The sequence below is a fragment of the Rahnella sp. PD12R genome (assembly GCF_019200965.1).
GTDB classification, from domain to species: Bacteria; Pseudomonadota; Gammaproteobacteria; order Enterobacterales; family Enterobacteriaceae; genus Rahnella; species Rahnella laticis.
Genome location: NZ_JAHTMS010000001.1, coordinates 442,924 through 468,246 on the forward strand (window position 1 = coordinate 442,924; position 25,323 = coordinate 468,246).

At 54.0% G+C, this 25,323-nt stretch carries 19 protein-coding genes; 8 read left to right on the plus strand and 11 right to left on the minus strand.

Translation table 11 applies throughout. The annotated features are described in order from the left end of the window. Nucleotides 1–678: 678 nt before the first annotated feature. Both ybiB and dinG read right to left on the minus strand, forming a co-directional pair. Entirely contained in the window at nucleotides 679–1,641 is a 963-nt protein-coding gene (ybiB, locus tag KWG64_RS02115) for a DNA-binding protein YbiB (RefSeq protein WP_218520773.1), read from the minus strand. A gap of 61 nt (nucleotides 1,642–1,702) precedes the next feature. Continuing rightward, the gene (gene dinG / locus KWG64_RS02120) at nucleotides 1,703–3,877 is read right to left on the minus strand and encodes an ATP-dependent DNA helicase DinG (protein ID WP_195812892.1); all 2,175 of its coding nucleotides are present in this window, start codon (nucleotides 3,875–3,877) and stop codon (nucleotides 1,703–1,705) included. 312 nt (nucleotides 3,878–4,189) lie between these two features. Here dinG and ompC point away from each other — a divergent pair, with 312 nt between their 5' ends. Both ompC and KWG64_RS02130 read left to right on the plus strand, forming a co-directional pair. Then, nucleotides 4,190–5,299, plus strand: coding sequence for a porin OmpC (gene ompC / locus KWG64_RS02125; protein WP_195812893.1), 1,110 nt, complete (start codon nucleotides 4,190–4,192; stop codon nucleotides 5,297–5,299). Nucleotides 5,300–5,504: 205 nt separating this feature from the next. Next, complete coding sequence (locus KWG64_RS02130; RefSeq protein WP_218520774.1) at nucleotides 5,505–6,311, plus strand: 5'-nucleotidase, lipoprotein e(P4) family; 807 nt, start codon at nucleotides 5,505–5,507, stop codon at nucleotides 6,309–6,311. 754 nt (nucleotides 6,312–7,065) lie between these two features. Here the strand turns inward: KWG64_RS02130 and cirA are convergent. The 6 genes from cirA to yieE form a co-directional block, all read right to left on the minus strand. Then, nucleotides 7,066–9,039, minus strand: coding sequence for a catecholate siderophore receptor CirA (gene cirA / locus KWG64_RS02135; RefSeq protein ID WP_218520775.1), 1,974 nt, complete (start codon nucleotides 9,037–9,039; stop codon nucleotides 7,066–7,068). 186 nt (nucleotides 9,040–9,225) lie between these two features. Further along, entirely contained in the window at nucleotides 9,226–10,062 is an 837-nt protein-coding gene (locus tag KWG64_RS02140; RefSeq protein ID WP_104921353.1) for an ABC transporter ATP-binding protein, read from the minus strand. Beyond that, nucleotides 10,062–11,144, minus strand: a complete 1,083-nt coding sequence (locus KWG64_RS02145) for an iron ABC transporter permease (protein WP_218520776.1) — start codon at nucleotides 11,142–11,144, stop codon at nucleotides 10,062–10,064. The genes KWG64_RS02140 and KWG64_RS02145 overlap by 1 nt, the downstream gene beginning before the upstream one ends. 41 nt (nucleotides 11,145–11,185) lie before the next feature. Further along, nucleotides 11,186–12,361 (minus strand): ABC transporter substrate-binding protein, encoded by a 1,176-nt coding sequence (locus KWG64_RS02150; RefSeq protein WP_218520777.1) that lies wholly within the window; start codon nucleotides 12,359–12,361, stop codon nucleotides 11,186–11,188. 212 nt (nucleotides 12,362–12,573) lie between these two features. Continuing rightward, complete coding sequence (locus KWG64_RS02155; protein ID WP_195825073.1) at nucleotides 12,574–14,049, minus strand: amino acid permease; 1,476 nt, start codon at nucleotides 14,047–14,049, stop codon at nucleotides 12,574–12,576. Nucleotides 14,050–14,183: 134 nt separating this feature from the next. Beyond that, the gene (gene yieE, locus KWG64_RS02160; RefSeq protein ID WP_152324304.1) at nucleotides 14,184–15,053 is read right to left on the minus strand and encodes a DNA-binding transcriptional regulator YeiE; all 870 of its coding nucleotides are present in this window, start codon (nucleotides 15,051–15,053) and stop codon (nucleotides 14,184–14,186) included. A 270-nt stretch (nucleotides 15,054–15,323) separates the two neighbouring features. Between yieE and KWG64_RS02165 the strand changes: the two genes are divergently transcribed. From KWG64_RS02165 to KWG64_RS02175, 3 genes are all read left to right on the plus strand, one after another. Further along, entirely contained in the window at nucleotides 15,324–16,424 is a 1,101-nt protein-coding gene (locus tag KWG64_RS02165) for a YeiH family protein (protein WP_218520778.1), read from the plus strand. An 88-nt stretch (nucleotides 16,425–16,512) separates the two neighbouring features. Further along, nucleotides 16,513–17,370 carry a deoxyribonuclease IV gene (nfo, locus tag KWG64_RS02170; protein WP_165058213.1) on the plus strand — a complete coding sequence of 286 codons (858 nt, stop codon included), beginning with the start codon at nucleotides 16,513–16,515 and terminating at the stop codon, nucleotides 17,368–17,370. Between the two features lie 2 nt (nucleotides 17,371–17,372). After that, nucleotides 17,373–17,771, plus strand: coding sequence for a hypothetical protein (locus tag KWG64_RS02175; RefSeq protein WP_218520779.1), 399 nt, complete (start codon nucleotides 17,373–17,375; stop codon nucleotides 17,769–17,771). Between the two features lie 469 nt (nucleotides 17,772–18,240). On the opposite strand, the gene fruA is transcribed toward KWG64_RS02175, so the two are convergent. Genes fruA through fruB form a run of 3 tightly spaced genes read right to left on the minus strand, consistent with a single transcriptional unit; the run spans nucleotide 18,241 to nucleotide 22,016 of the window. Beyond that, nucleotides 18,241–19,938: a PTS fructose transporter subunit IIBC gene (fruA, locus tag KWG64_RS02180; protein WP_218520780.1), complete on the minus strand. Its 1,698-nt coding sequence runs from the start codon at nucleotides 19,936–19,938 to the stop codon at nucleotides 18,241–18,243. 15 nt (nucleotides 19,939–19,953) lie between these two features. Then, the gene (gene fruK, locus KWG64_RS02185) at nucleotides 19,954–20,889 is read right to left on the minus strand and encodes a 1-phosphofructokinase (RefSeq protein ID WP_056778537.1); all 936 of its coding nucleotides are present in this window, start codon (nucleotides 20,887–20,889) and stop codon (nucleotides 19,954–19,956) included. Beyond that, nucleotides 20,886–22,016: a fused PTS fructose transporter subunit IIA/HPr protein gene (fruB, locus tag KWG64_RS02190; RefSeq protein ID WP_218520781.1), complete on the minus strand. Its 1,131-nt coding sequence runs from the start codon at nucleotides 22,014–22,016 to the stop codon at nucleotides 20,886–20,888. Before fruB ends, fruK begins: the two co-directional genes overlap by 4 nt. A 475-nt stretch (nucleotides 22,017–22,491) precedes the next feature. Between fruB and KWG64_RS02195 the strand changes: the two genes are divergently transcribed. The 3 genes from KWG64_RS02195 to KWG64_RS02205 all read left to right on the plus strand — a co-directional run bounded on the left by KWG64_RS02195 (nucleotide 22,492) and on the right by KWG64_RS02205 (nucleotide 25,321). Then, on the plus strand, nucleotides 22,492–23,706 hold the full coding sequence (locus KWG64_RS02195; RefSeq protein ID WP_218520782.1) for a sugar efflux transporter: 1,215 nt from the start codon (nucleotides 22,492–22,494) through the stop codon (nucleotides 23,704–23,706). A 180-nt stretch (nucleotides 23,707–23,886) separates the two neighbouring features. Next, on the plus strand, nucleotides 23,887–24,564 hold the full coding sequence (locus KWG64_RS02200) for a VWA domain-containing protein (RefSeq protein ID WP_218520783.1): 678 nt from the start codon (nucleotides 23,887–23,889) through the stop codon (nucleotides 24,562–24,564). Between the two features lie 4 nt (nucleotides 24,565–24,568). Next, nucleotides 24,569–25,321: a PP2C family serine/threonine-protein phosphatase gene (locus KWG64_RS02205; RefSeq protein ID WP_218520784.1), complete on the plus strand. Its 753-nt coding sequence runs from the start codon at nucleotides 24,569–24,571 to the stop codon at nucleotides 25,319–25,321. The last annotated feature ends 2 nt before the right edge of the window (nucleotides 25,322–25,323 follow it).

A 25,323-nucleotide genomic window follows, 5' to 3' on the forward strand; every position in this document is an offset into this window, starting at 1 on the left:
GGGATATCAGACCGGATATCCGGGGCGGTTTTCTCACTTGCAGGGAGGGGGCTTACAGCGGATCGAGAAAGTTTCGGTTTCTCAATGGCGGTGATCGCTTGGCTCAGGTCAAAACCTTGGGTTGCCACCCAAACCGGCAAGACCTTGGGCTCGCCGCCCAAACTGGCCCAAAGGGTTTTAAACGAAACCCTTTGGAATCCTGCGTTTTTTTAACTGCGCGCTACCGCTCGCCGGCTATGTTTCAGGTACCACAGCTATTGCCGCGAAAACTTGCCGCTGCGCGGTTCCCTTACTCGGTTTCGAGCCATTGGTCTCGAAACACTTCGCTCGGCAAGCTTTCTGAAAGCGGCCACTGGCTATGTAATTCAAAGGCAATTTTGTGGGGTCTTTCAAAATGGTGAGATGGCGCGCTCAAAATCCAGCTGAACGGAGCGTCTTCGAGACCTATGGCTCGAAGACCGAGTGAAGGCAGCACGAAGTGCCTGGATTTGCGCCACATGCTGGAGCAGCTGAACATGTCCATCGTCCCAGCGGCAGCGCGCAGTTTAAGAGCCCGGGATTCTCAAGGGGCGCGGCGATAGGCGCTCCTTGAGGCCCGTTTGGGTGGCAACCCAAGGTGTTGACCTGAGCCGAGCGATCACCGCGCATGAAAAACCGCCTCTAATCCCCGGTCTGGGATTAAAACACCTGTTCTATGATCATCATCGCTTCCGCTAAATCCCCCGAAACGCCACTCCCCACCAGACAACACGCGAGCTGAATCAGGATCGCCTGCGGGATATCACGCTCGCCGTTCAGACACTCGTTGATGAAAGCCACTGTCGCTGCGACGTCTTTTGAGGCCGGGATAACGGCATCCGTAAATTCCTGTTTTTCAGCCAGAACGCTTTGTTCACCACCGGCGATAAAGTGCGTCTGCGGGAAACGTTGCGGGTTAGCGTACACTTCGCCTTCGGTGCCTTGCGTGAGCAGACCGCGGCCATCGATCTGGCGGAAAAATGAGGAAACGCGCTGCACGTATTCCGGGTGAGAAACGCTGGATAAACGCAGTGAATCCTGCCCGATAAATGGCGTGATGAGTTTTGCCAGTGTATGGCTGCTGTTTCGAACGCCCATCTGCCAGCGCAGGGCCAGCTGTTTTTCAATGGGCGGACACAAAACGGAAACCGGCACAAATACCGGCGCGTTGCCTGCGTCAAGTTGCTGCTGGGCTTGTTCCTGAGACCGGGCGGCTTCGATACCCAGCGCGCGGAAAATCTCGGCGCTGGTGATACGCGTCGGGTCTTCGTCTACACCGTGAACCAGCACCGGTAAACCCAGACGGCTGAGCAGAATCGCCAGCAGAGGCGTGAGGTTCGCCTGTTTCCGCGCACCGTTATAGGTCGGGATCACCACCGGCAGCGGGCGATTTTCCGGTGCCTGAAGGCGCATCACAAACTCTTCCATCGCGCTGTAAAAACCGAGCATTTCTTCTTCGGCTTCGCCTTTGATACGGAACGCAATCAGCAACGCGCCGAGCTGTAAATCAGGTACGTCACCGGCGAGGATTTCGCGATACAGCGCGTGCGACTGCTCCCGGTCCAGATCGCGGGCATGGTTTTTTCCGCGTCCGACTTCTTTGATGAGTTTGGTGTAATCCATCGTACCGTTACCTTATCAGTTCAACTGCTTATTCAGGGTAAACAAGACTCTGCGAGAAAAGTCACCGGCGGCGCGTACGGCGACGAGCGGGCTCTTTTTTCGCGGTTTTAAGGAGATCCGGACGCTTCACCGACCCCGGCGCAGGCATTTCAGGTTGCTCAATCGGGAACACCGGCAAAGCCGCCAGCAGGCGCGAACCGTAGCTTTTGGTCAGCAAGCGGCGGTCATAAATCACGATTTCACCGGTGCATTCATGGCTGCGGATCAATCGCCCGACCTGCTGGATCAGGTTGAAAGACGCGCTCGGCAGACTTTGCACTTCAAACGGGTAACGCTTCAGCGTTTTCAACCATTCGCCTTCCGTCAGAATCACCGGGCTGTCCACCGGCGGGAACGCAATTTTATGAATATGCACCTGCGTCAGCAATTCGCCTTTCAGATCCAGTCCTTCGGCGAAGGATTGCAGGCCAATCAGCACGCTGGTGGTGCCCGCAGAAACACGTTTGCGGTGCTCCTCGACCAGACGATAGCGCGGCTGATCGCCCTGTACCAGCAGCATCAGACGCAGATCCGGCAGCAGTGAGACGAACTGTTGCAAGGCGCGGTTACTGGCGAACAACACCAGCTGACCGGTATGTTTTCCTTTCGCCAGCTCCGTGCGGAAGAAATCTGCCATCTCCTGCAAATGCGCCGCTTCGTTCGCCAGAACCGGCTCAAGCGTCATTTGCGGGATCACCAGTTTCCCCTGCGTCACGTGATTAAACGGGGAATCGAGGCTGACAAAACGGTCGCCCGCTTTTTCGTTCAGCCCGCTCATTTCCTGAATGCGCGAGAAACTGTTGAGCGAACGCAACGTTGCGGACGTCACCACCACGTGCGGCACCTTGCGCCACAGCATTTTTTCCAACTGTTCGCTGACGCGGATACCCGCGCAGTGAAACACCAGATGCGTCTGGTTATCAAAATATGTACGCGTCACCCACTTGCCGATTGGCGCGTTTGACGCTTTATCCAGCGCCGCCAGCCGCCACAGTTTGCTCATGGTTTCGAGATAACCCTGCATGCGGCTCATGTGCAAAATCGCCCGGTGCAGACGCATGATGTCGTGCTTGCCGGTTTTTTCGCTGAGATCGTTCACCATGAATTCCGCCAGACTGCGCAGCCCGTCGGTCAGCTTAAACAGACGGCTGCATTGCTCCGTCAGTTCAGGCGGCAACGCGCCCAGCTCAAAACGGTACTCGGCTTCCGGCTGGTCCGGCGGCAGATACTGGCTCACCGATTGCTCAATCAGCAACAGCAGCTCGCGCATCTCCGCGCAGTGATTTTGCAGGCGCTCGGGATTGGTCAGCGGCGGCGGATTTTTCGGTGTAAACAGCGCCAGACACTGCTCAATCTGGCGCACAAAATTGTCCAGTTGCAGGTGGTTCCAGACGGCCGTAATTTCGGCGTCCACTTCCAGCGCATCGCGTGCGACTTCCGGCAGATGGTGGCCTTCGTCGAGCACCAGCAGCAAATCTTTGGCCGGCGGAAGCACGGATTCGGATTCCAGCGCCGCCATCACCAGCGCATGGTTGGTGACCACCACATCGGCGCTTTCAATCTCTTTTCGCGCCACAAAATACGGGCATTCGCGAAAATAGTGACAGTTACGGCTCAGGCAATTGGCTTTATCGGTGCTTATTTTTATCCACAACGGATCGTCGATGGTTTTCTGGTAGTGATCGCGCAAACCGTCCCACTCGTAACGTGAGAGCGCAGTTTCCAGCGTTTTTGACAGTTTCTGTTCTTCACCGCTGGAAGGCGCAAGTTCATCGCCGAGAAATAATCCCAGATCGCCTTGCGCGTTTTCATTGCTCATCGCCGCCAGATTGCGCGGGCAAACATAGCGCCCGCGCCCGAAAGCGCCGGTAAATTTCAGGTCGGGAATGATTTTTTTCAGCAGCGGTAAATCTTTACTGAAAATCTGATCCTGCAGCGCCACGTTGGCCGTGCTGACAATCAGCGGCTTTTCTTCTTCACGACTGACGGCAATGCCAGGGATGAGATAGGACAGCGTTTTCCCGACGCCGGTCGGCGCCTCGATGGCCAGATGCCGGGCAGAATCACCGGAGAAAACTTTCGCCACCTCCGCAATCATCTCGCGTTGCGGAGCACGGGGAATGAAATCCGGAATTTGCTGTTGCAGGGCTTTATACCACTGGCTTATCTGATTTTTTACTGCGGGGGAAAGCGCCATGCATCTCTTTTTTGTACGTCGGGACAGGAATGTTGGGGTCTATTGTCACACAGACCCGCCTGCGGCGCAGCCCGAAATCACGACCAAATTCGCCTTATAATTCGGCATAAAAAGTGGAGGACTTGTAAAAAAAAGAAAAGTTCATTTCTGATTGTCATAAATTGATCACAAATCTACGGTAAAAAATCCTCGCTAAGAAAATTCCCAGCCAATGCGGAATGAATAGCAAAAATGATGATTAGCGTCTTTCCACAAGACTTCATATAAAGCTTTCCAGAAAAGCTTTTAATAAAAAATGCAGGGTACAAATTCATGAAACGTAATATTTTGGCACTTTTAATTCCTGGTTTACTGATTGCATCAGGAGCTCACGCAGCGGAAGTTTATAATAAAGACGGTAATAAACTGGATCTGTACGGTAAAGTTAAAGGGCTGCATTATTTCTCTGATTCTGCCAGCAATGACGGTGACCAGAGTTACATTCGTTTCGGTTTTAAAGGCCAGACACAAATTAATGATCTGATCACCGGTTACGGCCAGTGGGAATACAACGTGATGGCTAACCACGCTGAATCTGACAGCAAAACGCCAAGCACGACCGGTACTAAAACCCGTCTGGGCTTTGCAGGTTTGAAATTCGGCCAATACGGTTCCATCGACTATGGCCGTAACTACGGCGCACTGTACGATGTTGAAGCCTGGACCGATATGTTCCCTGAGTTCGGCGGCGACGGTTACACCAAAGCTGACCGCTTCATGACTGGCCGCACCAACGGCGTGGCAACCTACCGTAACCGCGGCTTCTTCGGCCTGGTTGATGGTCTGAACGTTGCCGTTCAGTACCAGGGTAAAAACGAAAACGACGGCCGCAGCAGCAGCACCGCAAACGGTGACGGCTATGCCCTGTCGACCACTTACGCACTGGGTGATACCGGCGTGAGCTTCGGTGGTGCTTATGCTTCTTCTGACCGCACAACCGGCCAGAGCAATTCTACTTACGGTAAAGGCGATAAAGCAGACGCCTGGACCGGCGGCATGAAATACGATGCAAACGGTGTTTATTTAGCCGCTATGTATGCTGAAACTCGTAATATGATCGCTATTACCGTGCCTGGCGGTATTGCTGGCGCACCCGCTGGCAGCGGTTTTGCTAATAAAACACAAACTTTCGAAGCTGTTGCACAATATCAGTTTGAAAATGGCCTGCGTCCGTCACTGGGTTATGTTCAGACTAAAGCAAAAGATATTGAAAACATCGGCGATGCAGACCTGGTTAAATATGTTGACGTAGCGGCAACTTATTATTTCAACAAAAACATGTCCGCGTATGTTGATTATAAAATCAACCAACTGTCTGACGACAATAAATTGGCTCTGAATAACGACGACGTGACGGCTGTCGGTCTGGTTTATCAGTTCTGATTTAAGTCAAATATCCTCCCTCATTGTTATTTCTCTGTCTTTGATTTTTTTCGGCCGGACTCACCCTCCGGCTTTTTTCATTTCTGCCATTTTCCGGCACGCCTCGCGTTAATCGTCATAAACTCTTCCACACCTCGCTGAATCTGCTACAGTTTTAACGATTTTCATGAATGCGAATCTTTCTTAACAAGCATAGGGATGACTAATGAATAAAATTTCGCTTTGCACCACCAGTGCGTTGATGATGCTGGCTCTCACCGGCTGCGCGCAGCAAAAGCCGGATGCCCAGCAGAAACTGAACGATCAGTCGGTAATGGCGCTGAACTGGTTCCAGCAATCCGGTGAATATCAGGCGCTGGCTTATCAGGCATTTAACACCGCAAAAATGGCGTATGACCAGGCCAAGCCACTGGCGGGACAAAAGAAAGCCGTCATCGTCGATCTTGATGAAACTATGCTTGATAACAGCGCTTACAGCGCGTGGCAGGTCAAAGCGAACCAACCGTTCGACAGCAAAACCTGGTCACAATGGACGGCAGCCCGTCAGGCAACCGCCGTTCCGGGCGCAGTTGAATTCGCCAACTACGTGAATACCCACGGCGGCACAATGTTCTATGTATCAAACCGCAAAACCAGTGAATACGCCGCGACCGTCGATAATATGAACCGCCTGGGCTTCACGGGTGCCAACGACAAAACCGTGTTACTGAGCTCCGATACCTCCAACAAACAGGCTCGTTTTGACGCCGTCAAAGCCGCCGGTTATCACGTTGTCTTATACGTGGGCGATAATCTGAATGACTTCGGATCCGCCACTTATCATCAGAACAATGAACAGCGCCGCGCCTTCGTAAACCAGAACCATCAGCAGTTCGGCACCCAATATATCGTTCTGCCGAACCCGCTGTACGGCGACTGGGAGAGCGGTCTGGCGAAGGATTACAACAAGTTGTCGCCGGAAGCGAAATTATCTGTCAGAGAGCAGAACCTGAAGGCGTGGAGCGGGAAGTGATCGCTTTTAGAAAGCTGTCAAACTTTTCCGGTTCCACCGGAAGCTCAGATCGAAGATAACTTGGTTTATCGCTGACCGAGAAGGTTTCGGTTTATCACTCGCCGTGGGGGTTGGATCGAGAAGATTTCGGTTTCTCAATTGCAGTGATCGCTCGGCGGCTTGTACCGAAACCGACCAGAGAGGGCCAGGACGGGCCCTCTCTGGACTCTCCACGTCTTTTTAAAAACAAGCGCTTTCGCTGGGGCGACGGACATGTTCTGCGACTTCCGCGTGTGGCGCGAAATCTTGCCGCTGCGCGGTACCTTCCTCGAGGGCTTCGAGCCTTGCGGTCTCGAACCCTCGGTCAGCAAAATTTCTGAGCGCGCCAGATTGCCTTTGTAAAAGATTAAAACCAGCCTGTTTTTGAATTTAGATAAGCTTCCGGCCGCTTTCAAAACGACGTTGAGGGAGTGGTGAGAAACAGCGAGAGTCTTTTTTCGAGCAGGTTCGAGCCCGAAGCGAAAGGACCGCGCAGCGGCGGCGTTTGCGGCACTAGCGGAGTTGCTGAAACATAGCCAGCGAGCGGTAGCGCGCAGTTAAAGAGCCCGGGATTCTCAAGGGGGGTGGCGACAGACCACCCTTGAGGCCGGTTTGGGTGGCAACCCAAGGTCTTGACCTGAGTTAAGCGATCAATGCAATTGAAAAACCGAAATATCCTCAATCAGCCCCTCGCTGCAAGCGAGAAAAAAGCCGCTTTTGCAGCGGCCTCCTGCAATCAGAAACTGTAGTCGATAGCCGCAAAGTACCGGCGTCCGTCCTCGTTATAACTGTAGTCATCCCGGTTCAGGTCTTTATCCGTCAGGTTCAGCACCCCGGCCCGCAGTTTCACGGCTTTATTCACCTGATACGAACCGCCAGTGTTCCAGACGGTGTATCCGCCCGGCGTGGCGTTACCGTCGGTGACAGTGCGGCTTTTGCCTTTATAGTTGGCGGAAACGTAGAAACTCCAGGCATCCCACGGTTTCCAGTCCAGCGTGGCATTACTGGTGTGGAATGGTAGTTCGGACAACGGTTTATTTCCGCCGTTGCTCAGGTCGCGCGCGTCGTTGTAGGTGTAGTTCAGCTTCAGGTTCAGCACGTCGGTGACCGGCAGGCTGACTTCGGTTTCAAGGCCACGGATGCGGGCTTTATTGACGTTGTAGTAACGGAAGATCGGATTACCGCTGGCGTCAAAGCCGACAAAGTTCGCGTAGGTCGGCGCCAGATTGCGGTTGGCGGTGCGGATAACGGTGATCATGTCGTCGATATCGTTCTGGAAAACCGTGGCGCTGGCGCTCACATCTTCCAGCCAGCCTTCCTGACCGGCGTAGTACATGCCGAATTCCACGCTTTCGCTGGTTTCTGCTTTCAGGTCTTTGCTGCCCACCACATTACAACTGCCGCGGCAGGAAGCACTTTGCCAGTCCGGGCTGAGCTGTAACAGGGACGGCGCTTTGAAGGCCGATGCCCAGCCGCCTTTTAGCGTAACGGTGTCGGTGGCGTTGTAGACCAGGTACGCACGCGGGCTCCAGTTGACGCCGTAGTTTTCATGGTCGTCCATGCGCACGCCGCCGGTCAGCGCGAGGCTTTCGAAAATACGCCATTCGTCTTCGAGGAACAGCGCGTACTGATTGGCCTGCGTGCTGCCGCCGCTCTTCATGTTGACGCCATCTTCGAGTTTATCGTTACGGTATTCACCGCCAAACGTCAGGAACTGGTTGTAATCCCCCAGCGGGATCACGACTTTGCCGTCGAGGGAATTATTCTTCGAGGTGATGGTTTCAGCGTTTTTGTTCTCGATATTTTCACCGTAGAAACGCAGTTCAGTATTCGCCAGCCCCCAGCGCCCGTTATGGCCCAGCGAGTAGTTTTCGCGCTCAATGCGGTTTTTATCCAGCGTGTCGGAATCTCTGTCCTGACGATCCATACCGTAGCCGAACGTCATATCCTGATCTTCGGTTGGCGTCAGTGAGAATTCCACATTGGCGTTGCGCGACGTGTAGCCTTCAATGCGTGGCTGGCCGGTGCTGCCGCTGGCGGAGCTGGCCTGATCTTTCTCACGTTTACCTAGCGCGCCGTAGACTTTTACGCCGAGCAGATCGTCAACCAGCGGGCCGCTGGCGAAGAAATTTCCGTTGCCGCTGTCGCCGCGATCGCGGTGTTCCTGAACCGTGGTGTCCGCGCTCAATGTGCCGTGCCACGCGGTGCCAACTTTGCGGGTGATGATATTAACCACGCCGCCCAGCGCATCGGAACCATAAAGTGAGGACATCGGCCCGCGCACCACTTCGATACGTTCGATTGATTCCGCTGGGATCCAGCTTAAATCGAAATCGTTATGGCGGAATACGGCGTTGCGGGAATTCACGCGTTTGCCGTCAACCAGAATCAGGGTGTAACCGCTGCCCAGCCCGCGGATACTGACGCCCTGACGGTTGTCGCTTTCATTGGTGATTTGCACGCCCGGCACATCTTTCAGAACATCTTTCAGGTTCTGAACCGGTTTTTTTTGCAGGTCTTCGCGGGTGATGACGCTGATACTGGCTGGCGCATCTTTGAGGTTTTGCTGGATGGCGGAAGCCGTCACCACCATCTGGTCTTCTTTTTCTTTCACTTCAGAAACATCTTCTGCCATCGCAGGACACGCGGCGGCAAACAACTGAGCGAGCAGCCCGGCTTTGATCGCCGGTGTAAATTTGACCTTAACCATTTATTCTCTCCATGAGATAAAACAACCCCGCCGGTGCGGGACGTTGTAATTAAATTCCGTCAAACCGGTAAACGCGGCGCGAACAAACCCGCCCGGTTTATCAGGATGTTTTTATTAGTTTCAGGCTCACAATGTGAAAGGCGGACGCCGCTGCGTTGGCTGCGTCCGTTTTTATTTCGTCAGAACTTAAATCGAAGGGTCGCTGACCAGTCCGTCGATGAGGATCTGCGGCGTTCCCTGCGAGCAGCGTTCAATTCTCCCGCGCACGCCGTAAACGCGCGCAAGACTTTCCGGGGTGATCACCGCTTCCGGCTCGCCGTCAGCAATCAGATTACCGTCCTTGAGCATCAGCACGCGGTCGCCGTGGCGCAGCGCGATATTGATGTCATGGACCACCACCACGGTCACGATATTGCGTTTTTGCGTTTCCTTGCGCACCAGATCCATCACGTGAAACTGGTAGTTCAGATCGAGCGCGCTGAGCGGTTCATCCAGCAGCAGCAGCGATGGCTGGCGGATCAGCGATTGCGCCAGCCCGACCAGCTGTTTCTGCCCGCCGGAAAGCTGATCCAGATAACTCAGCGCCAGATGTTCAATACCAAGCTGACGCAGCAGCGCCATCACGCTGTCCGTGCCTTCAGAGGCTTTTCCTTTACCGCCGGACGCACGCTGCGCCACGATAATGGATTCCAGCACATGCAGATGTACACCGGCTGGCAGCGTTTGCGGCAGATACACCACCTGCTCCGCACGGCGGGCAAACGGCATCGGCATTAAGTCGTGACCGTCGAGCAGCAACTGTCCTTCCGCCCGGTTAAGCCCGGCCAGCGAACGCAGTAAGGTGGATTTCCCGCTGCCGTTCGGCCCGAGCAGCACGGTGATTTTCCCGCGCGGCAACATCGGTACGTTCAGGTTGCGGATCACAGGGCGCTTCGGATAACCGGCGTTGAAATCGCGGATTTGCAGCCCCTGCGTGGCGGCATTGAGCAACGTTTGCGGATCGGTTTCGAGCATCGCTGACATCAGACGTTCCCCCTGTGGCGAAGAATAATGCTGAGGAAGAACGGCACGCCGACCAGCGAGGTCACGATACCGACAGGAATAATGACGCCCGGCACCAGATTTTTAGACGCGACCGACGCCATCGACAGCACCAGCGCACCAATCAGCGCGCTCGCCGGCAGATAGAAACGGTGATCTTCACCAAACATCAGGCGCGCAATGTGCGGCGCGACCAGCCCGATAAAACCAATCGGCCCGACAAACGCCACCGCCAGCGCGGAAAGAATACTGATACGCAGCAACGTGCCCAGACGTAAACGACGCACGTCGATACCAAAACTCACCGCGCGATCTTCACCCAGACGCAGTGCGGTCAGCTTCCACGCGCTCATCATCGACCACGGCAGCAGAATCAGAAACGCCAGCAGCATCACGCCCAGTTTCACCCACGACGCACGCGCCAGGCTGCCCATCGTCCAGAAAACTAAGCCCTGTAAGGTGTCTTCGGTGGCGATGAACTGCATCAGGGAAACCAGTGCGTTGAAGGTAAAGACCAGCGCGATACCAAACAGCACCACGCCGGAGCTGGCGACGCGCGTCCAGCGGGTGATGCCGTCAAGCATCAGCGCGGCGAGCAGCGCAAAGATAAAGGCGTTCGCGGAGATAAACCATTGATCCGGGATCCCCGGAATGCCGATACCCAGCACGATAGCCAGTGCCGCGCCGAACGCCGCCGCAGAAGAAACTCCGAGCGTAAACGGGCTGGCCAGCGGGTTGTTCAGGATGGTTTGCATTTCTGCACCCGCCAGCCCCAGAGACATCCCCACCGCCACTGCCATCAGCGCGTAAGGCATGCGGATATCCCACACAATCACCCGCGTGCCCGGATCTGCCGCTGCCGCATCGAACAGCGTTTTCCACAGCGTACCGAGTGACAACCCCGACGGCCCCATAATGAAATCAATCACCAGTGAGACGATAATCGCCAGCACCAGGACCAGCATGATTAACAGACGGCGGCGGACGATATTCTGGTATCGCCCCATCACGCTGTTGTCGGTAATGGCTTTCACCGCCAGCGCGGGTTCGGTCGTTGTACTCATGATTCGCTTCTGTCTCTTTAACGTAAAAACTGACGGCGGAATTACTTGCCGCTTTCCGGTTTAACCGCATCCGTCCAGTAAGTGCCTGTCGGTTCCACGGCAAGGAACTGCTTATAGAGTTGTTTCTGCGTTTCCTGCGGATCCAAATCCGCAAACTTCTCCGGATAAAATGCTTTGGCAAAGACCTGCACGGCCAGCACGTTATACGGCGAATTGTAATAATTGTGCCAGATGCCAGAACTGCGGCCATCTTCCACGGCTTTCAACGTGCTGATGCCTTTACGCTGCAAGAGCGGCGTCAGGCTGGCACGTGCTTCTTCCGGCGTGGTTTGTGCGCCGAGCACTAACCCGGCTGGCGCAGGATCACCCGCTTTCGCCGGTTTCCCGCCGCCGCTGACCAGATAAACATCCGGCTGCGCCGCAATCACTTTTTCGAGATTGACCAGACCCAGCGGCCCCGGCAGCAACGGTTTGGCAATATTAACCCCACCCGCCTGATCGATGAAATCACCCATGTTGCCTTTACCGGCAGAACGGCAACATTCATCCGCGGTGGAAGCGCGTAATTCGATAAAGACTTTCGGTTTATCCTGCTCAGGAATGTCTTTCGTCACATCCGTGACGCGTTTGATGTTGTCCTGATAAAAGCGGATATAGTCCTGCGCCTGTTTTTCGCGGTTCAGCACTTTGCCCAGCAATTCCATGCTCGGCAGCGTATTTTTCAGCGGCGACGTGCGGAAATCCACAAAGACCACCGGCACACCGGCTTTCTGCAACTGTGTCACCAGCGCACTTTCTTTGCCCGGCCCGTGGCCCGACAAACCAAAAATCGCTAACTGCGGATTGAGCGTCAGCACTTTTTCGGGACTGATGCTGTCAGCGCTGGTGTTACCAATCAGCGGGATTTTGTCGATCTGCGGGAATTTAGCCTGATACGTCGCGTACGTTTGCGGATCCAGCTTACGGAAATCGCCCTGCCAGCCCGCAATGCGGTCAAACGGCTTCTGGCCTTCGAGCAGGGAAACGGCAAAGAACAACCGCCCTTCTCCCAGCACTACACGCTGGACGTCATCCGGCACCGTGACCGTTCTTCCGGCAATATCCGTGACCGTCACCGCCTGAGCGCTCAGGCTCAACATGCCAAGGGTGCATCCTAATAATCCGCCAGCAATTCGTTTGCTGAACAGCGTACTGATAAAATTCTGCTGATAATTCATCTTCTTCCGATTCCTTTACGTTTCCCTGAAGTGGGGCTAACAATAAAAGAAATGATAACGATTATCAATGCAGTTTACAGAACCTATCAAGGTTACAGAGAGATTGGGCGCGGGGAAACAGGGCTGAAGTAACAAAGCATTACGGAAAGAAAGGTATAAAAAAAAGCGGAGCCTGAGCTCCGCCTTTGCAACAAAATAGCCGTTCCGGTCAGTTATTTATCAACGTGTTCCGGGAATTCCATTTCGCTGTATTTCACCACTTTGGTGCCTTTGGTCAGCTTGTAGCCAAACCAGATGATCAGGAACAGTGGCAGACCAATGTACGTCGCCGCAACGCCCCCCCAGTCAATGGTATCTTTCAGGAACGCCTGATAGTTCTGGCCCAGCGTGATGATCAGACACAGCACAAACGCAAAGACCGGGCCGAACGGGAAGAAGCCGGACAGATAAGGCAGTTTCTTCAGGTCAAGACCTTGTGAAACATAGCCGCGACGGAAACGGTAATGGCTCACCGCGATGCCCAGCCAGGCAATAAAGCCCGTCATACCGGACGTGTTCAGCAGCCACAGGTAAACGGTCTGGTTACCAAACATTGAGCTCAGGAAGCACAGCGCGGCCACAATGGTGGTGGCGTAAAGTGCATTGCGCGGCACGCCGCCTTTGGACAGTTTGGCGAACATGCGCGGCGCTTTGCCTTCGCTGGCCAGCGTAAACAGCATGCGGGTTGACGCGTACATGCCTGAGTTACCGGCAGACAATACGGCGGTCAGGATCACGGCGTTCATCACCGCAGCGGCGGAAAGCAGACCGGCATTACGGAACACCAGCGTGAACGGGCTGACGGAGATATCGCCCACTTCGTTACGCAGCAAGCTTGGATCGGTGTAAGGAATGATCAGGCTGATGACCAGAATCGCCAGAATATAGAACAGCAGGATACGCCAGAACACCTGACGCACTGCGCGCGGGATATTTTTACCCGGGTTTTCAGATTCACCGGCGGCCACGCCAATCAGTTCGGTTCCCTGGAAGGAGAAACCGACGATCATCGCTACGCCTATCATCGAGGCAAATCCGCCTGCGAACGGCGCATCACCGATAGTCCAGTTGTGCCAGCCCGCGGTTTCAGCACCGCGCATAATGCCGGTGATCATCAGCACGCCCACGGCGATGAAGATGATGACGGTGACCACTTTGATTAGCGAGAACCAGTATTCCGCTTCGCCGAAACCGCGTACGGAAATGTAGTTAAGCAGGAAGATCAGGCCGAGGAACAAGGCGCTCCAGATCCAGCCCGGCGTGTCCGGGAACCAGTAGTTCATCACCAGCTGTGAGGCCACGAGGTCAACGGCGATAGTTACCGCCCAGTTGTACCAGTAGTTCCAGCCCAGTGCGAAACCGAAACCTTCTTCGACATAACGGGAACCATACGTGGAGAATGAACCGGAAACAGGCATGAATGCCGCGAGTTCACCGAGGCTGGTCATCAGGAAGTAAACCATGATGCCGATCAGTGCGTAGGACAGCAGTGCGCCGCCCGGGCCCGCCTGTGAAACTGTCGCGCCGGAGGCGACGAATAAACCCGTACCAATTGAACCGCCGATGGCGATCATCGTTAAGTGACGTGCCTTGAGCTCGCGACGCAGTGTGGGAGCCACCTGCGTATTTTTTGTAGGTTGTTGAGCCATTTTTACCCTATATCCGCTCGTCATTATAAAATTTAAGCGCGGATTGTAGCAAAACCTGCCGCTCTGAATAGCAGGAACGACCTGTTATAAGACACCTTCATAACAGGCCGTGGATCATTAGTGAAAGACCGTAATCAGGATTCGCGACAATAGGTTAAAAACCGCGATAAGGCGTTTGAGATGTGTTTCTGACGGTGATGAATGAGATAAAGCTTACGCACCAGCGGGGCAACCGGCAGGCGGATTTCCACCAGTGAGCCGCTGCTAAGCTGCTCGGCAATCACCCGGCGCGACAGACAGCTGATGCCAATTCCGTGACGCACCGCGTGCTTGATGGCCTCGGAATTTCCCAGTTCCATCACCAGATTGAAATCCGGCAACTGTGGCAGCAACATGTGATCTAACACTTCACGCGTACCCGAGCCGCGTTCACGCAAAATCCACGGTTCCCGCGCCAGTGCTTCCAGTGAAACCGTCTGCCCTGCCAGCGGATTTTCCGGCGCGACAAACACCACCAGTTCGTCATCCAGCCACGGTTGCGTAATCAGCTCTGGCAACTGGCACGGCCCTTCGATAAGACCCAGATCCACCCGAAAATCAGAGACGGCGTTAATCACGTCATTGGTGTTGCCGACGTTGAGTTCCATCGGCGTATGCGGGAAATCCAGCCGGTATTCCGCAATCATCGCCGGCAGCATGTAATTGCCGATGGTGCTGCTGGCACCGATGCGCAGCGAACCGTTATCGTGGTTAAACAGGCGCTCGATTTCGCCCGCCTGCTCAAGCAGCGCCAGCGCTTTCGGGTATAACAGACGCCCATGCTCATTGATTACCAGCCGTTTACCGACACGGTCAAATAACTGCACGCCAAGCTGACCTTCGATATCGGCCAGTGCGGCACTCACCGCGGATTGCGATAAGGAAAGCACAACCGACGCCTGCGTGGTCGACCCGCTTTTCAGCACCTCGGCGAAAACTTCAAGTTGTCGCAATGTTATGTGCATAAATGTCCCGCTATCCTTACAAGCCCTCCGGTCCGTTGATGGCTTGTTCAAAATGTCTGCTCAGAAATCTGTTCAGAAGAAAAACCGCCGCGTATCGCACGCTTTCTCTTTCTTCAGTATAGACCCGTAGATCGGGGCGACCATTTTGCCCCCGGTTTTCAGCGCATTCTATACCAGTTTTTCAGATAGGTTATAAAGTTATAATCAATTTCATTTTTATATAAGCGCGGCGTAGCCTTATCGCATCACTCCTTAGATGAGGAAACGACGATGAATACATTGCCGCTCAATAAACGCGACACACTCAAAAATACCGTTCCGCAACCGCTGCGGATTAGCCGTGTCATTCCCGGCCTGGCGCTGACCGGCGTCATTACTGCTCTGGCTATCTGGCTGAGTGATTTTCCGGCGTTAAGCCAGCTAGGGCTGAGTGCGCTGACGCTGGCGATCGTTATCGGCATGGTTATCGGCAACACGTTTTATCCTGCCGCCCGGCCATGGTGCGAGGAAGGCGTCACGCTGGCAAAGCAGCGCCTGTTACGGCTCGGCATCATTCTTTACGGCCTGCGGCTGACGTTCGCGCAAATCGCTGACGTCGGCGCAACCGGTATTCTGATTGACGCCATGATGCTGTGTTCCACCTTCGCGCTGGCCTGCTGGCTCGGTCAACGCGTGTTTAAATTAGACCGCGATACCTCGATGCTCATCGGCGCAGGCAGCAGTATTTGTGGCGCGGCCGCCGTGATGGCGACAGAACCGGTGCTCAACGCCAAAGCCGAAAAAGTCACCGTCGCGGTGGCTACGGTCGTTATTTTCGGCACCGCCGCCATCTTCCTGTATCCGTGGTTATGGCAGCTTAACGCGCATTATCACTGGGTGAACTTCACGGCTGCACAGTTCGGGATTTATACCGGCTCAACGGTGCATGAAGTGGCGCAGGTGGTTGCCGCCGGTCAGGGTGTCAGCCCGGACGCTGAAAACGCAGCGGTGATTGCCAAGATGATCCGCGTCATGATGCTGGCTCCGTTCCTGCTGCTGTTATCCGGCTGGATTGCCCGCGGCAAAACTGTGAAAGAAGCCGGTGAGAAATCAGGTTTGCGTAACATCACCATCCCGTGGTTCGCGCTGATGTTCATTCTGGTGGCGGCGTTCAACTCGCTGGATATTCTGCCGCACAGCTGGATCCCACCGCTCATCACGCTCGACACCGTACTGCTTGCGATGGCGATGGCAGCGCTTGGCCTGACAACACACATCAGCGCACTGCGTCAGGCGGGGCTGAAACCGATGTTGCTGGCGGCGATATTGTTTGTCTGGCTGATTGCTGGCGGCGCGGGGATCAACGAACTGGTTCAGCATCTTTTTGGCTAATGTTGCGGGTTTTAACACTTCTCTGCTGCGCCTGCCTTGTGCAGGCGCTATCATTCTCCCTTAGATGAAGAATAAATGAGGAGCGGAAATGAAGTTTATAGGAGCACACGTGAGTGCTGCGGGCGGCGTCGATCAGGCCGTGCTGCGGGCACACGAGCTGGAAGCCACAGCTTTTGCGCTTTTCACCAAGAACCAGCGTCAGTGGAAAGCGGCACCGTTGCCGGAAGACGTCATTGAAAAATTCAAAATAGCCTGTGAAAAGTATGGCTATCAGAGCAACCAGATTTTGCCGCATGACAGCTATCTGATTAACCTCGGTCACCCGGTCACCGAAGCGCTGGAAAAATCCCGCGAAGCCTTTCTTGATGAACTGCAACGTTGCGAACAGCTCGGCCTTTCGCTGCTGAATTTCCATCCGGGCAGCCACCTGATGCAAATCGACGAAGACAAATGTCTCGAACGCATTTCTGAATCCCTGAACATCGCGCTGGCACAGACACAGGGCGTCACCGCCGTCATCGAAAACACCGCCGGTCAGGGCAGCAATCTGGGTTTCCGCTTTGAGCATCTGGCGAAAATCATTGATGGCGTTGAAGACAAAAGCCGCGTCGGCGTCTGCATTGATACCTGCCACGCTTTCGCCGCTGGTTACGATCTGCGAACTGTCGAAGAGTGCGAGAAGACCTTCAAACATTTCGAAGACGTTGTCGGATTTAAGTACCTGCGCGGTATGCATCTCAACGATGCGAAGAGCGAATTCAACAGCCGCGTCGACCGCCACCACAGCCTCGGTCAGGGGAACATTGGCAACACGGTGTTCAGCTGGATGATGCGTGACGCGCGGTTTGACGGTATCCCGATGATCCTCGAGACGGTTGATCCGGAGATCTGGAAAGATGAGATCGCGTGGCTAAAAGGGGAAGCGGCGGCTGAAGTCGCGGCTTAAATTTGCAGATAGCCGCTGCAAGTGGCGGCCTTAAAGGCTTGGATCGAGACGATTTCGGTTTATCACTTGCAGTGATGCTTAAAACTCAGGTCAAAACCTTGGGTTGCCACCCAAACCGGCAAGACCTTGGGCTAGCCGCCCAAACTGGCCTCAAGTTCAACACCTTGGGCTCGCCGCCCAAACTGGCCCAAAGGGTTTTAAACGAAACCCTTTGGAATCCTGCGTTTTTTAAACTGCGCGCTGCCGCTCGCTGGCTATGTTTCAGCCGCCACAGCTATTGCCGCGAAAACTTGCCGCTGCGCGGTTCCCTTACTCGGTTTCGAGCCATTGGTCTCGAAACACTTCGCTCGGCAAGCTTTCTGAAAGCGGCCACTGGCTATGTAATTCAGCATGCTTTTTGAAAGCGGCCGGAAGCTTATCTAAATTCAAAATCAGGCTGGTTCTAATCTTTTAGAAAAGGCAATCTGGCGCGCTCAGAAATTTTGCTGACCGAGGGTTCGAGACCGCAAGGCTCGAAGCCATCGTGGAAGGCACCGCGCAGCGGCAAGATTTCGCGCCACACGCCGGAGTAACAGAACACGTCCGTCGACCTAGCGATAGCGCGCAGTTTAAGAGCCCGGGATTCTCAAGGGGCGCGGCGATAGGCGCTCCTTGAGGCCAGTTTGGGTGGCAACCCAAGGTCTTGACTTGGGTTTTAAGCATAACCGCATATGAAAAACCGAAACCTCTCGATCCAGCCTTCACTGCAAGTGAAAAACCAAAACTTTCTCGATCCAAGTCTTTAAGGCCGTCACTTGCAGCGGCCATCTGCAAAAAAAAAGCGCGACTCATTTTTAAGTCGCGCTTCTCTCACCTGCTGAACAGCAATTATCAGGCTACTTTAGCCGCCAGCTGCGCATCTGAACGTTTCAGAACCGCATAAGCGCCACCCGCCAGAACGGTACCGGCGATAATCGCCACCAGGTAACCGAGCACCGGTGTGATTGCGCCTGGGATCAGCAGAACAAACAGACCACCGTGTGGTGCCATCAGTTGCGCATGGAATGCCATGGACAACGCACCGGTCAACGCACCACCGGCGATACAGCACGGCAGAACACGCATCGGGTCACGGGCAGCGAACGGAATCGCACCTTCGGAGATAAAGCACAGGCCCAGAACCAGCGCTGCTTTACCACCTTCGCGTTCACTTTGCTCGAACTTGTTACGCGCGAGCAAGGTCGCCAGACCCATCGCCAGTGGTGGCACCATACCGGCAGCCATGATGGCGGCCATTGGTGCGTACACGGAAGAACTCAGCAACGCGACGCCGAATGCGTAAGCCGCTTTGTTTACCGGGCCCCCCATGTCGGTACACATCATCGCACCGAGGATTGCGCCGAGCAGTACGGCGTTCGCAGTACCCAGAGATTGCAGCCATGCGGTCAGACCTGCCATGATTTTTGCCACCGGCGTACCGACAACATAAATCATCACCAGACCCGTAATCAGGCTCGCGACCAGCGGGATGATCAGGATAGGTTTCAGGGCTTCCATACTTTGCGGTAACTTCAGCTTGCCGCTGATAGCTTTCGCCACGTAACCCGCGAGGAAACCGGCGATGATACCGCCAAGGAAACCGGCACCGGTGCTCACGGCTAACATACCGCCGATAAGACCCGGCGTCAGGCCAGGACGGTCAGCGATGGAGAAGGCAATAAAGCCCGCCAGAACCGGAACCATCAGCGCGAAGGCTGAAGCGCCACCGATTTGCATCAGCGCAGCCGCCAGCGTGCCTTTTACTTCAAAGGCTTTAATACCGAAAACGAAGGACAACGCGATACACAAGCCACCCGCCACAACCATCGGCAGCATGTAAGACACGCCGGTCAGCAGGTGACGATATGGCCCGGAACCGCCCGCTTCTTTCTTCTTCGCCGTGGAAGTTGCGCCCTGTGCGTTAGGGGCAAACACTTCCGCTTCAACCAGTGCTTTATCCAGCTCCTGTTTGGTCTTTTTCAATGCCAGACCGGTAGAGGTACGGTACATCGGCTTACCGGCGAACTTCGCCAGATCCACTTCGATGTCAGCCGCAACGATGACCAGATCTGCCGCCGCCACTTCTTCAGGCGTGATGGCGTTACCGGCACCGACGGAACCGCGGGTTTCCACTTTCACCCACCAGCCGCGTTTTTTCGCTTCGCTTTCAATGGCTTCAGCCGCCATGAAAGTGTGCGCCACGCCGGTCGGGCAAGCGGTGATAGCAACGATACGTTTTGGACCAGCCGCAGCGGCAGGTGCTGACACGGCAACAGCCGGTGCCACGTAAGGTTTGGCTTCTGTCAGTGCGCGAGCCAGAAATGCCTGAGGATCGCGAACGGCATCCGCCACATCGCCGGTATAAATGTTTTTACCTGTCAGCGTCGCATCGTTGGGTACGGTTTCACCGGCCACGATCACAACTTCAGCGTCAGCGGCCTGATCGACCACCTGATGCCCTGCTTTCGCCGCAGCAGCAGCGAGCAAATTTTTCGCCAGATGGCTGCGAGCCTGTCCCAGCGAACTGTCTATCATCAGCAGCGTTTTCATTCTGCCTCCTGCGGATTAAAAGGGTTTCAGATCAACACGGGCCATCATCGCCGCGAGCTGCGGACGATCGGTGACACCGACATTACTCTGGCTGACAGCCAGTGCGGCAACAGCCGTTGCCAGGCGTAACGTATGTTCGCTGGATTCGCGCATCAGCAAGCCGTAGATCAGGCCACCGACCATGGAATCACCGGCACCGACGGTGCTGACAACTTCACAGGCTGGCGGTTTGGCGATCCACGCGCCGGAGGCGTTAACCCACAATGCGCCTTCAGCACCCAGAGAAATCACCACGTGGGCAATTCCCTGATCACGCAAGGCATGCGCAGCTTCTACCACGTCACTCAGTTCCGGCAATTTACGGCCAGCCCAGATTTCCAGTTCACGGCGGTTTGGTTTAACCAGCCACGGTGCAGCTTTCAGACCGGCCACCAGGGCTTCACGGCTGCTGTCGAAAATGATGCAAGGACACTGCGCGCGCAGACGTTTCATCCAGTCAGTGAATGCGTCAGGATCAACGCCCGCTGGCAGGCTGCCGCTCACGGCGACCATGTCGAACTGACCCAGCCAGGACAGGGAGTCCGTCACGAAACGTTCCCAGTCTGCCGGCGTCACATTGAAGCCGGAGAAGTTGAAGTCGCTGACTTCGCCATCTTTTTCGGTCAGTTTGACGTTAATACGTGTACGGCCATTGACGACCTGGAAGCGGTTCGCGATGCCCAGATCGCTGAACAGCAACTGGAAGCCGTCCTGATTTTCTTTGCCCAGGAAGCCGCCAACGGTGACGTCGATGCCGAGATCTTTCAGCACTTTCGCAACGTTGATGCCTTTACCGGCGGCGTGCAGACCGGTAGTCTGCACCAGATTGACTTCACCGCGTTCGATTTCAGGCACATAGCCCACTAAATCGTACGCAGGATTTAAGGTAATTGTGGCGACCCGACGGCTCATGCGCCCTCCCCTAGACCTTCGGCAATCGCTTCGCCGATGGTTTTTAATGCCAGTTCTGCATCTTCACCACTGGCGGTAAAGCGCAGGTGGTGACCTTTTTTCACGCCCAGCGCCACGACTTTCATCAGGCTGCGGCCGTTGGCAGGTTTACCGCTGCCATCAAGATTGGTTACGGTGATTTCACTGCTGAACTGTTTGATCACGTTCACTAATGCCGTGCCCGGACGCGCATGCAGGCCATGTTCGTTACGGATAACGAATTCAGCCGTCAGCACGTTGGCTTGTTCTTCGACTTCGCTGGTCAGCAATGCCAGCACGCCAACGGCATCTGCCGTCAGCAAGCGTTCAGCTTTATTGGCAATCAGCAGATCGCTCAGGTAATTCAGCACGTCCAGCGGCTGGTCGTCAGCGACTGAAATCGTCAGCAGCATAGAAACCTTTTCACCGGCCAGATCAAACGCCTGCTGCGCGCGGCTGACGGTGGCAGCACTTTTCAGGTTGCCTTCCGTACTGTCGCTCAGCCAGATGCCGTGACCCAGATTCAGAGGTTTACGGCTGATTACGTCGCTGACGAAAGCGGTATCAACGGCACCCACCTGTTGCAGACGGCCTGCGTTCAGCGCCTGTAATGTGATCAGACTTTCCGCCGCCACATCAACAGCAATCAGCTGGGTATCAAACAGGAATTCAGCGGCATTTTTCTCGCCCATCAGCAGGCTGCGCAGTTCTTCAGCTGAATCTGTTTTTGCCAGACGCTCAGCCACGCTGTCGTCACTTAAGACGTGCGTCAGCTGACGCAGCAAACCGAGGTGTTCATCAGAACGCGCTGCGATGCCGATAACGACATAAGCAGTCTGCCCTTCGCCCCATGCGATGCCCTGCGGGAACTGGAAAACCTGAACGCCGGTATCCAGCACCAGATCACGGGTATCGGTGGTGCCGTGCGGGATAGCAATGCCGTTGCCAAGGTAGGTAGAAGTTTGCAGCTCACGCGCTAACATGCCGTCTACATAGCCTTCGCTGACGCGGCCAGCCTGAGTCAGTGCTGCTGCGACCTGGCGAATTGCTTCCTGCTTATCGCTGGCAGCCGCACCGAGATGAATATCTTGCTGTGACAGTTGGAACATAATTCTCCTCTCCTGCTGAAATTGAATCGTTTCAGCTTTACTGAGAAAAAAGGAGCGCCATCAAATTTCAGAAGAGAAACTGACAACGCTGAAACGTTTCAAGGAGTCTTAATCCGGCCTGTTTTTAAATCAAGCTTTCCCTGATTTGGCGTAACAATTTTTTGATGCCACGCACAGTTTCCTTTTTTGCGACGCCCTGAAGCCTGTGACTTAACGCAAATGCTGAAGTCAGGCTGAAGCGGCCAAAAACAGTTTAGCTGAAGTCAGCTGACGGGTTTGAGTGGATGACCTCCTGTGACCGGGCGGCTGCCGGTTTGGGTTATTTTTAACACAATGTGCGGTTTTATTATTCAGTATGGCAAATACACTCCGGTTTACATTTTTGATGATCAAAACCTGTTTTTGTTTTTTTTAAACTGTCGTAACATTCGCGCAAATTTCGTCCTCCTTCTCTTCACTCTGGTTCAGCTATCTAATGCGAATTTCTACAACGTCAGCCCGCCGCTTACCCGACATGACGTCGACTGCTTTTTTGATCATCGCCTTTCTCACAGGAATTGCCGGTGCCCTTCAGACCCCGACGCTCAGCCTGTTTCTGACTTCTCAGGTGCACGTCAGCCCGTTTATGGTCGGCATCTTCTTTACCGGCAGTGCCGTGATTGGCATTTTCGTCAGCCAGCTGCTGGCGACCTGGTCGGACAAGCGCGGTGACCGCAAAACGCTGATCCTGTATTGCTGCATTCTGGGCGCGCTGGCGTGTGTCCTTTTCGCCTTCAACCGTAACTACTTTATTTTGCTGTTTATCGGCGTTTTATTGTCGAGTTTCGGCTCCACCGCCAACCCGCAAATGTTTGCCCTTGCGCGCGAGCATTCCGAGAAAACCGGGCGCGAAGCCGTGATGTTTAGCTCTATTTTGCGCGCACAGGTTTCGCTGGCATGGGTTGTCGGGCCGCCGCTGGCTTTCGCCCTGTCGATGGGATTCGGATTTACCTTCATGTATTGCGCCGCCACGCTGGCGTTTCTGCTGTGTGGCGTAATGGTCTGGATGTTCCTGCCTTCCATGCCTAAAGCACACATCAAAACGACCGCCACACTGGAAGCCCCGCGCCGCAACCGCCGCGATACGCTGATGTTGTTTATCGCCTGCTCCCTGATGTGGGCGGCCAACAGTATTTATCTGATCAATATGCCGCTGTACGTGGTGCGCGAACTGGGCTTGCCTGAGAAACTGGCCGGCGTGCTGATGGGCAGTGCCGCCTGTCTGGAAATCCCGACCATGCTGATTGCCGGATATCTGGCAAAACAGTTAGGTAAGCGTTTCCTGATGCGCTTTGCCGTGCTGGCGGGAGTGATTTTCTACACCTGTATTTTGTTTACGACCGGAGCCGCAGCGATGATTGCTTTACAGCTGCTGAACGCCATTTTCATCGGCATTCTGGCCGGTATCGGTATGCTGTATTTTCAGGATTTAATGCCGGGTCAGGCGGGAGCGGCAACAACGCTGTTCACCAATTCCACCCGTGCAGGCTGGATCCTCGCCGGTTCACTGGCGGGCGTGATTGCGCAGTTCTGGACGTACCACGCGGTGTTTTACGCCGCACTGGTGATGGTCGTGGGCGCGGTTGCGTGCATCTGGAATGTGAAAAACGTCGATAAGCCAGCGGAAGAAACGCCGGAAGCCGCAGCTTAAGGCGCGGTATCGGCTTCGAGTTTAATGAGATAAGTCAGTGCCTGGTCGCGACTTTATAGCTTGGTATTTCGACCAGACAATAATTAGACTAGCATTTGCCCTACTTGATCACACTCCCAAGCCAAAATTGTTAGTACTATGCCCTTAAACAATATCAACATTGTGTTTTAAGGAAGCTTAATGAACAATTTTGAACAACAGCCTTTCAGTGATGCAGAGTTTGCGGAAAATCCTGAGCAGAGATGCCCGGTTGTACTTCTTTTAGATACTTCATATTCAATGAGCGGCAGGCCTATTTCAGCGTTGAATGATGGGCTTTCTTCGCTTAGAACTGAACTCTCAAATGATCCAATGGCATCTAAGAGAGTCGAATTAGCAATTGTAACGTTCGGCCCCGCTGAGGTTAAATCTGAATTTGTCACAATCGACAATTTTTATCCCGAAACATTCGAAGCTAATAACGCAACTCCAATGGGCGAGGCCATTTTAACCGGCTTAGACATGCTAAAAATACGCAAGCAGAAATACCGTGACAATGGTGTGAAATATTATCGCCCTTGGATTTTCCTAATAACAGATGGTGCTCCTACAGATAACTGGGATGAAGCCAGACGCCGAGTTCACGAAGGCGAAGAAAGAAAAGAATTCATGTTCTATGCCGTGGGTGTTGAACAAGCCGATATGAACGTTCTTAGACAGATTGCAGTGCGGCAACCTCTGAAGCTGAAGGGATTAGAGTTTAAGGAACTATTTCAGTGGTTATCAAGCTCACTTAGTGCAGTTTCGCAATCAAATCCTGGCGATGCCGTTCCGCTAAAAAATCCAGCAGCACCTGATGGTTGGGCTATAGCGGAGTAAATGCATGATCTGGAAATGGGCTTCAGCATCTGTAGTTGGAACGTCTCACATTCGATCTGGCACGAAACTTCAAGATGCTTATGCAGTCACACAAATTAATGATTCGATTGTCTTCGCAGTAGTATCAGATGGCGCAGGTAGTGCGCAATTTGGTCAATATGGAGCATGGATTACATGTCGTTATTTAAAAAATCGTTTTCGCGAATGGCTGAAAAACAACCAGAATTTAAATTTACCATCCGATGAAGAGTTGATTGATTGGGTTGATGAATTACGTGATCTGATATTTTCGATAGCTACTCGAAGAAGAAGCATGCCTCGCCAGTTTGCTGCAACATTGGCAGTAATTGTTATTTCTTCTGAGGAAGTTATGACGTTGCATGTAGGTGATAGTGCTATAGTTGGCAGGCAAGGGAATGAATGGGATGTATTATGCTGGCCAGAAAATGGTGAATATGCCTCCACGACTTATTTTATTACTGATAGCCCGGAACCTCGCCTAAATATAAAGCGGCAGCCCCGTATTTATGACGCTTTTGCACTGTTCTCTGATGGCGTAGGCGAATTTGCCCTGTCACAGAATGAACAAAAAGCCTACTCTCGTTTTTTCGAACCTATGTTACGACCGGTAGATAATACTATTGGTGAAGGGCGATTAATTCCACTTTCGATTCAGTTGGCTACATATCTTAACAGTGCATCAGTTTGTGAACGTACAGATGATGACAAGACATTGATTCTTATTTCAGGAAGATAAAC

Coding starts and splice junctions, on each gene's coding strand:
- fruB (WP_218520781.1), bottom strand. CDS start 22,016: ATGTTCCAACTGTCACAGCAAGATATTCATCTCGGTGCGGCTGCCAGC.
- KWG64_RS02165 (WP_218520778.1), top strand. CDS start 15,324: ATGAATACATTGCCGCTCAATAAACGCGACACACTCAAAAATACCGTT.
- KWG64_RS02155 (WP_195825073.1), bottom strand. CDS start 14,049: ATGGCTCAACAACCTACAAAAAATACGCAGGTGGCTCCCACACTGCGT.
- fruA (WP_218520780.1), bottom strand. CDS start 19,938: ATGAAAACGCTGCTGATGATAGACAGTTCGCTGGGACAGGCTCGCAGC.
- ompC (WP_195812893.1), top strand. CDS start 4,190: ATGAAACGTAATATTTTGGCACTTTTAATTCCTGGTTTACTGATTGCA.
- ybiB (WP_218520773.1), bottom strand. CDS start 1,641: ATGGATTACACCAAACTCATCAAAGAAGTCGGACGCGGAAAAAACCAT.
- KWG64_RS02150 (WP_218520777.1), bottom strand. CDS start 12,361: ATGAATTATCAGCAGAATTTTATCAGTACGCTGTTCAGCAAACGAATT.
- KWG64_RS02145 (WP_218520776.1), bottom strand. CDS start 11,144: ATGAGTACAACGACCGAACCCGCGCTGGCGGTGAAAGCCATTACCGAC.
- KWG64_RS02130 (WP_218520774.1), top strand. CDS start 5,505: ATGAATAAAATTTCGCTTTGCACCACCAGTGCGTTGATGATGCTGGCT.
- dinG (WP_195812892.1), bottom strand. CDS start 3,877: ATGGCGCTTTCCCCCGCAGTAAAAAATCAGATAAGCCAGTGGTATAAA.
- yieE (WP_152324304.1), bottom strand. CDS start 15,053: ATGCACATAACATTGCGACAACTTGAAGTTTTCGCCGAGGTGCTGAAA.
- KWG64_RS02140 (WP_104921353.1), bottom strand. CDS start 10,062: ATGTCAGCGATGCTCGAAACCGATCCGCAAACGTTGCTCAATGCCGCC.
- nfo (WP_165058213.1), top strand. CDS start 16,513: ATGAAGTTTATAGGAGCACACGTGAGTGCTGCGGGCGGCGTCGATCAG.
- cirA (WP_218520775.1), bottom strand. CDS start 9,039: ATGGTTAAGGTCAAATTTACACCGGCGATCAAAGCCGGGCTGCTCGCT.
- KWG64_RS02205 (WP_218520784.1), top strand. CDS start 24,569: ATGATCTGGAAATGGGCTTCAGCATCTGTAGTTGGAACGTCTCACATT.
- KWG64_RS02195 (WP_218520782.1), top strand. CDS start 22,492: ATGCGAATTTCTACAACGTCAGCCCGCCGCTTACCCGACATGACGTCG.
- KWG64_RS02200 (WP_218520783.1), top strand. CDS start 23,887: ATGAACAATTTTGAACAACAGCCTTTCAGTGATGCAGAGTTTGCGGAA.
- fruK (WP_056778537.1), bottom strand. CDS start 20,889: ATGAGCCGTCGGGTCGCCACAATTACCTTAAATCCTGCGTACGATTTA.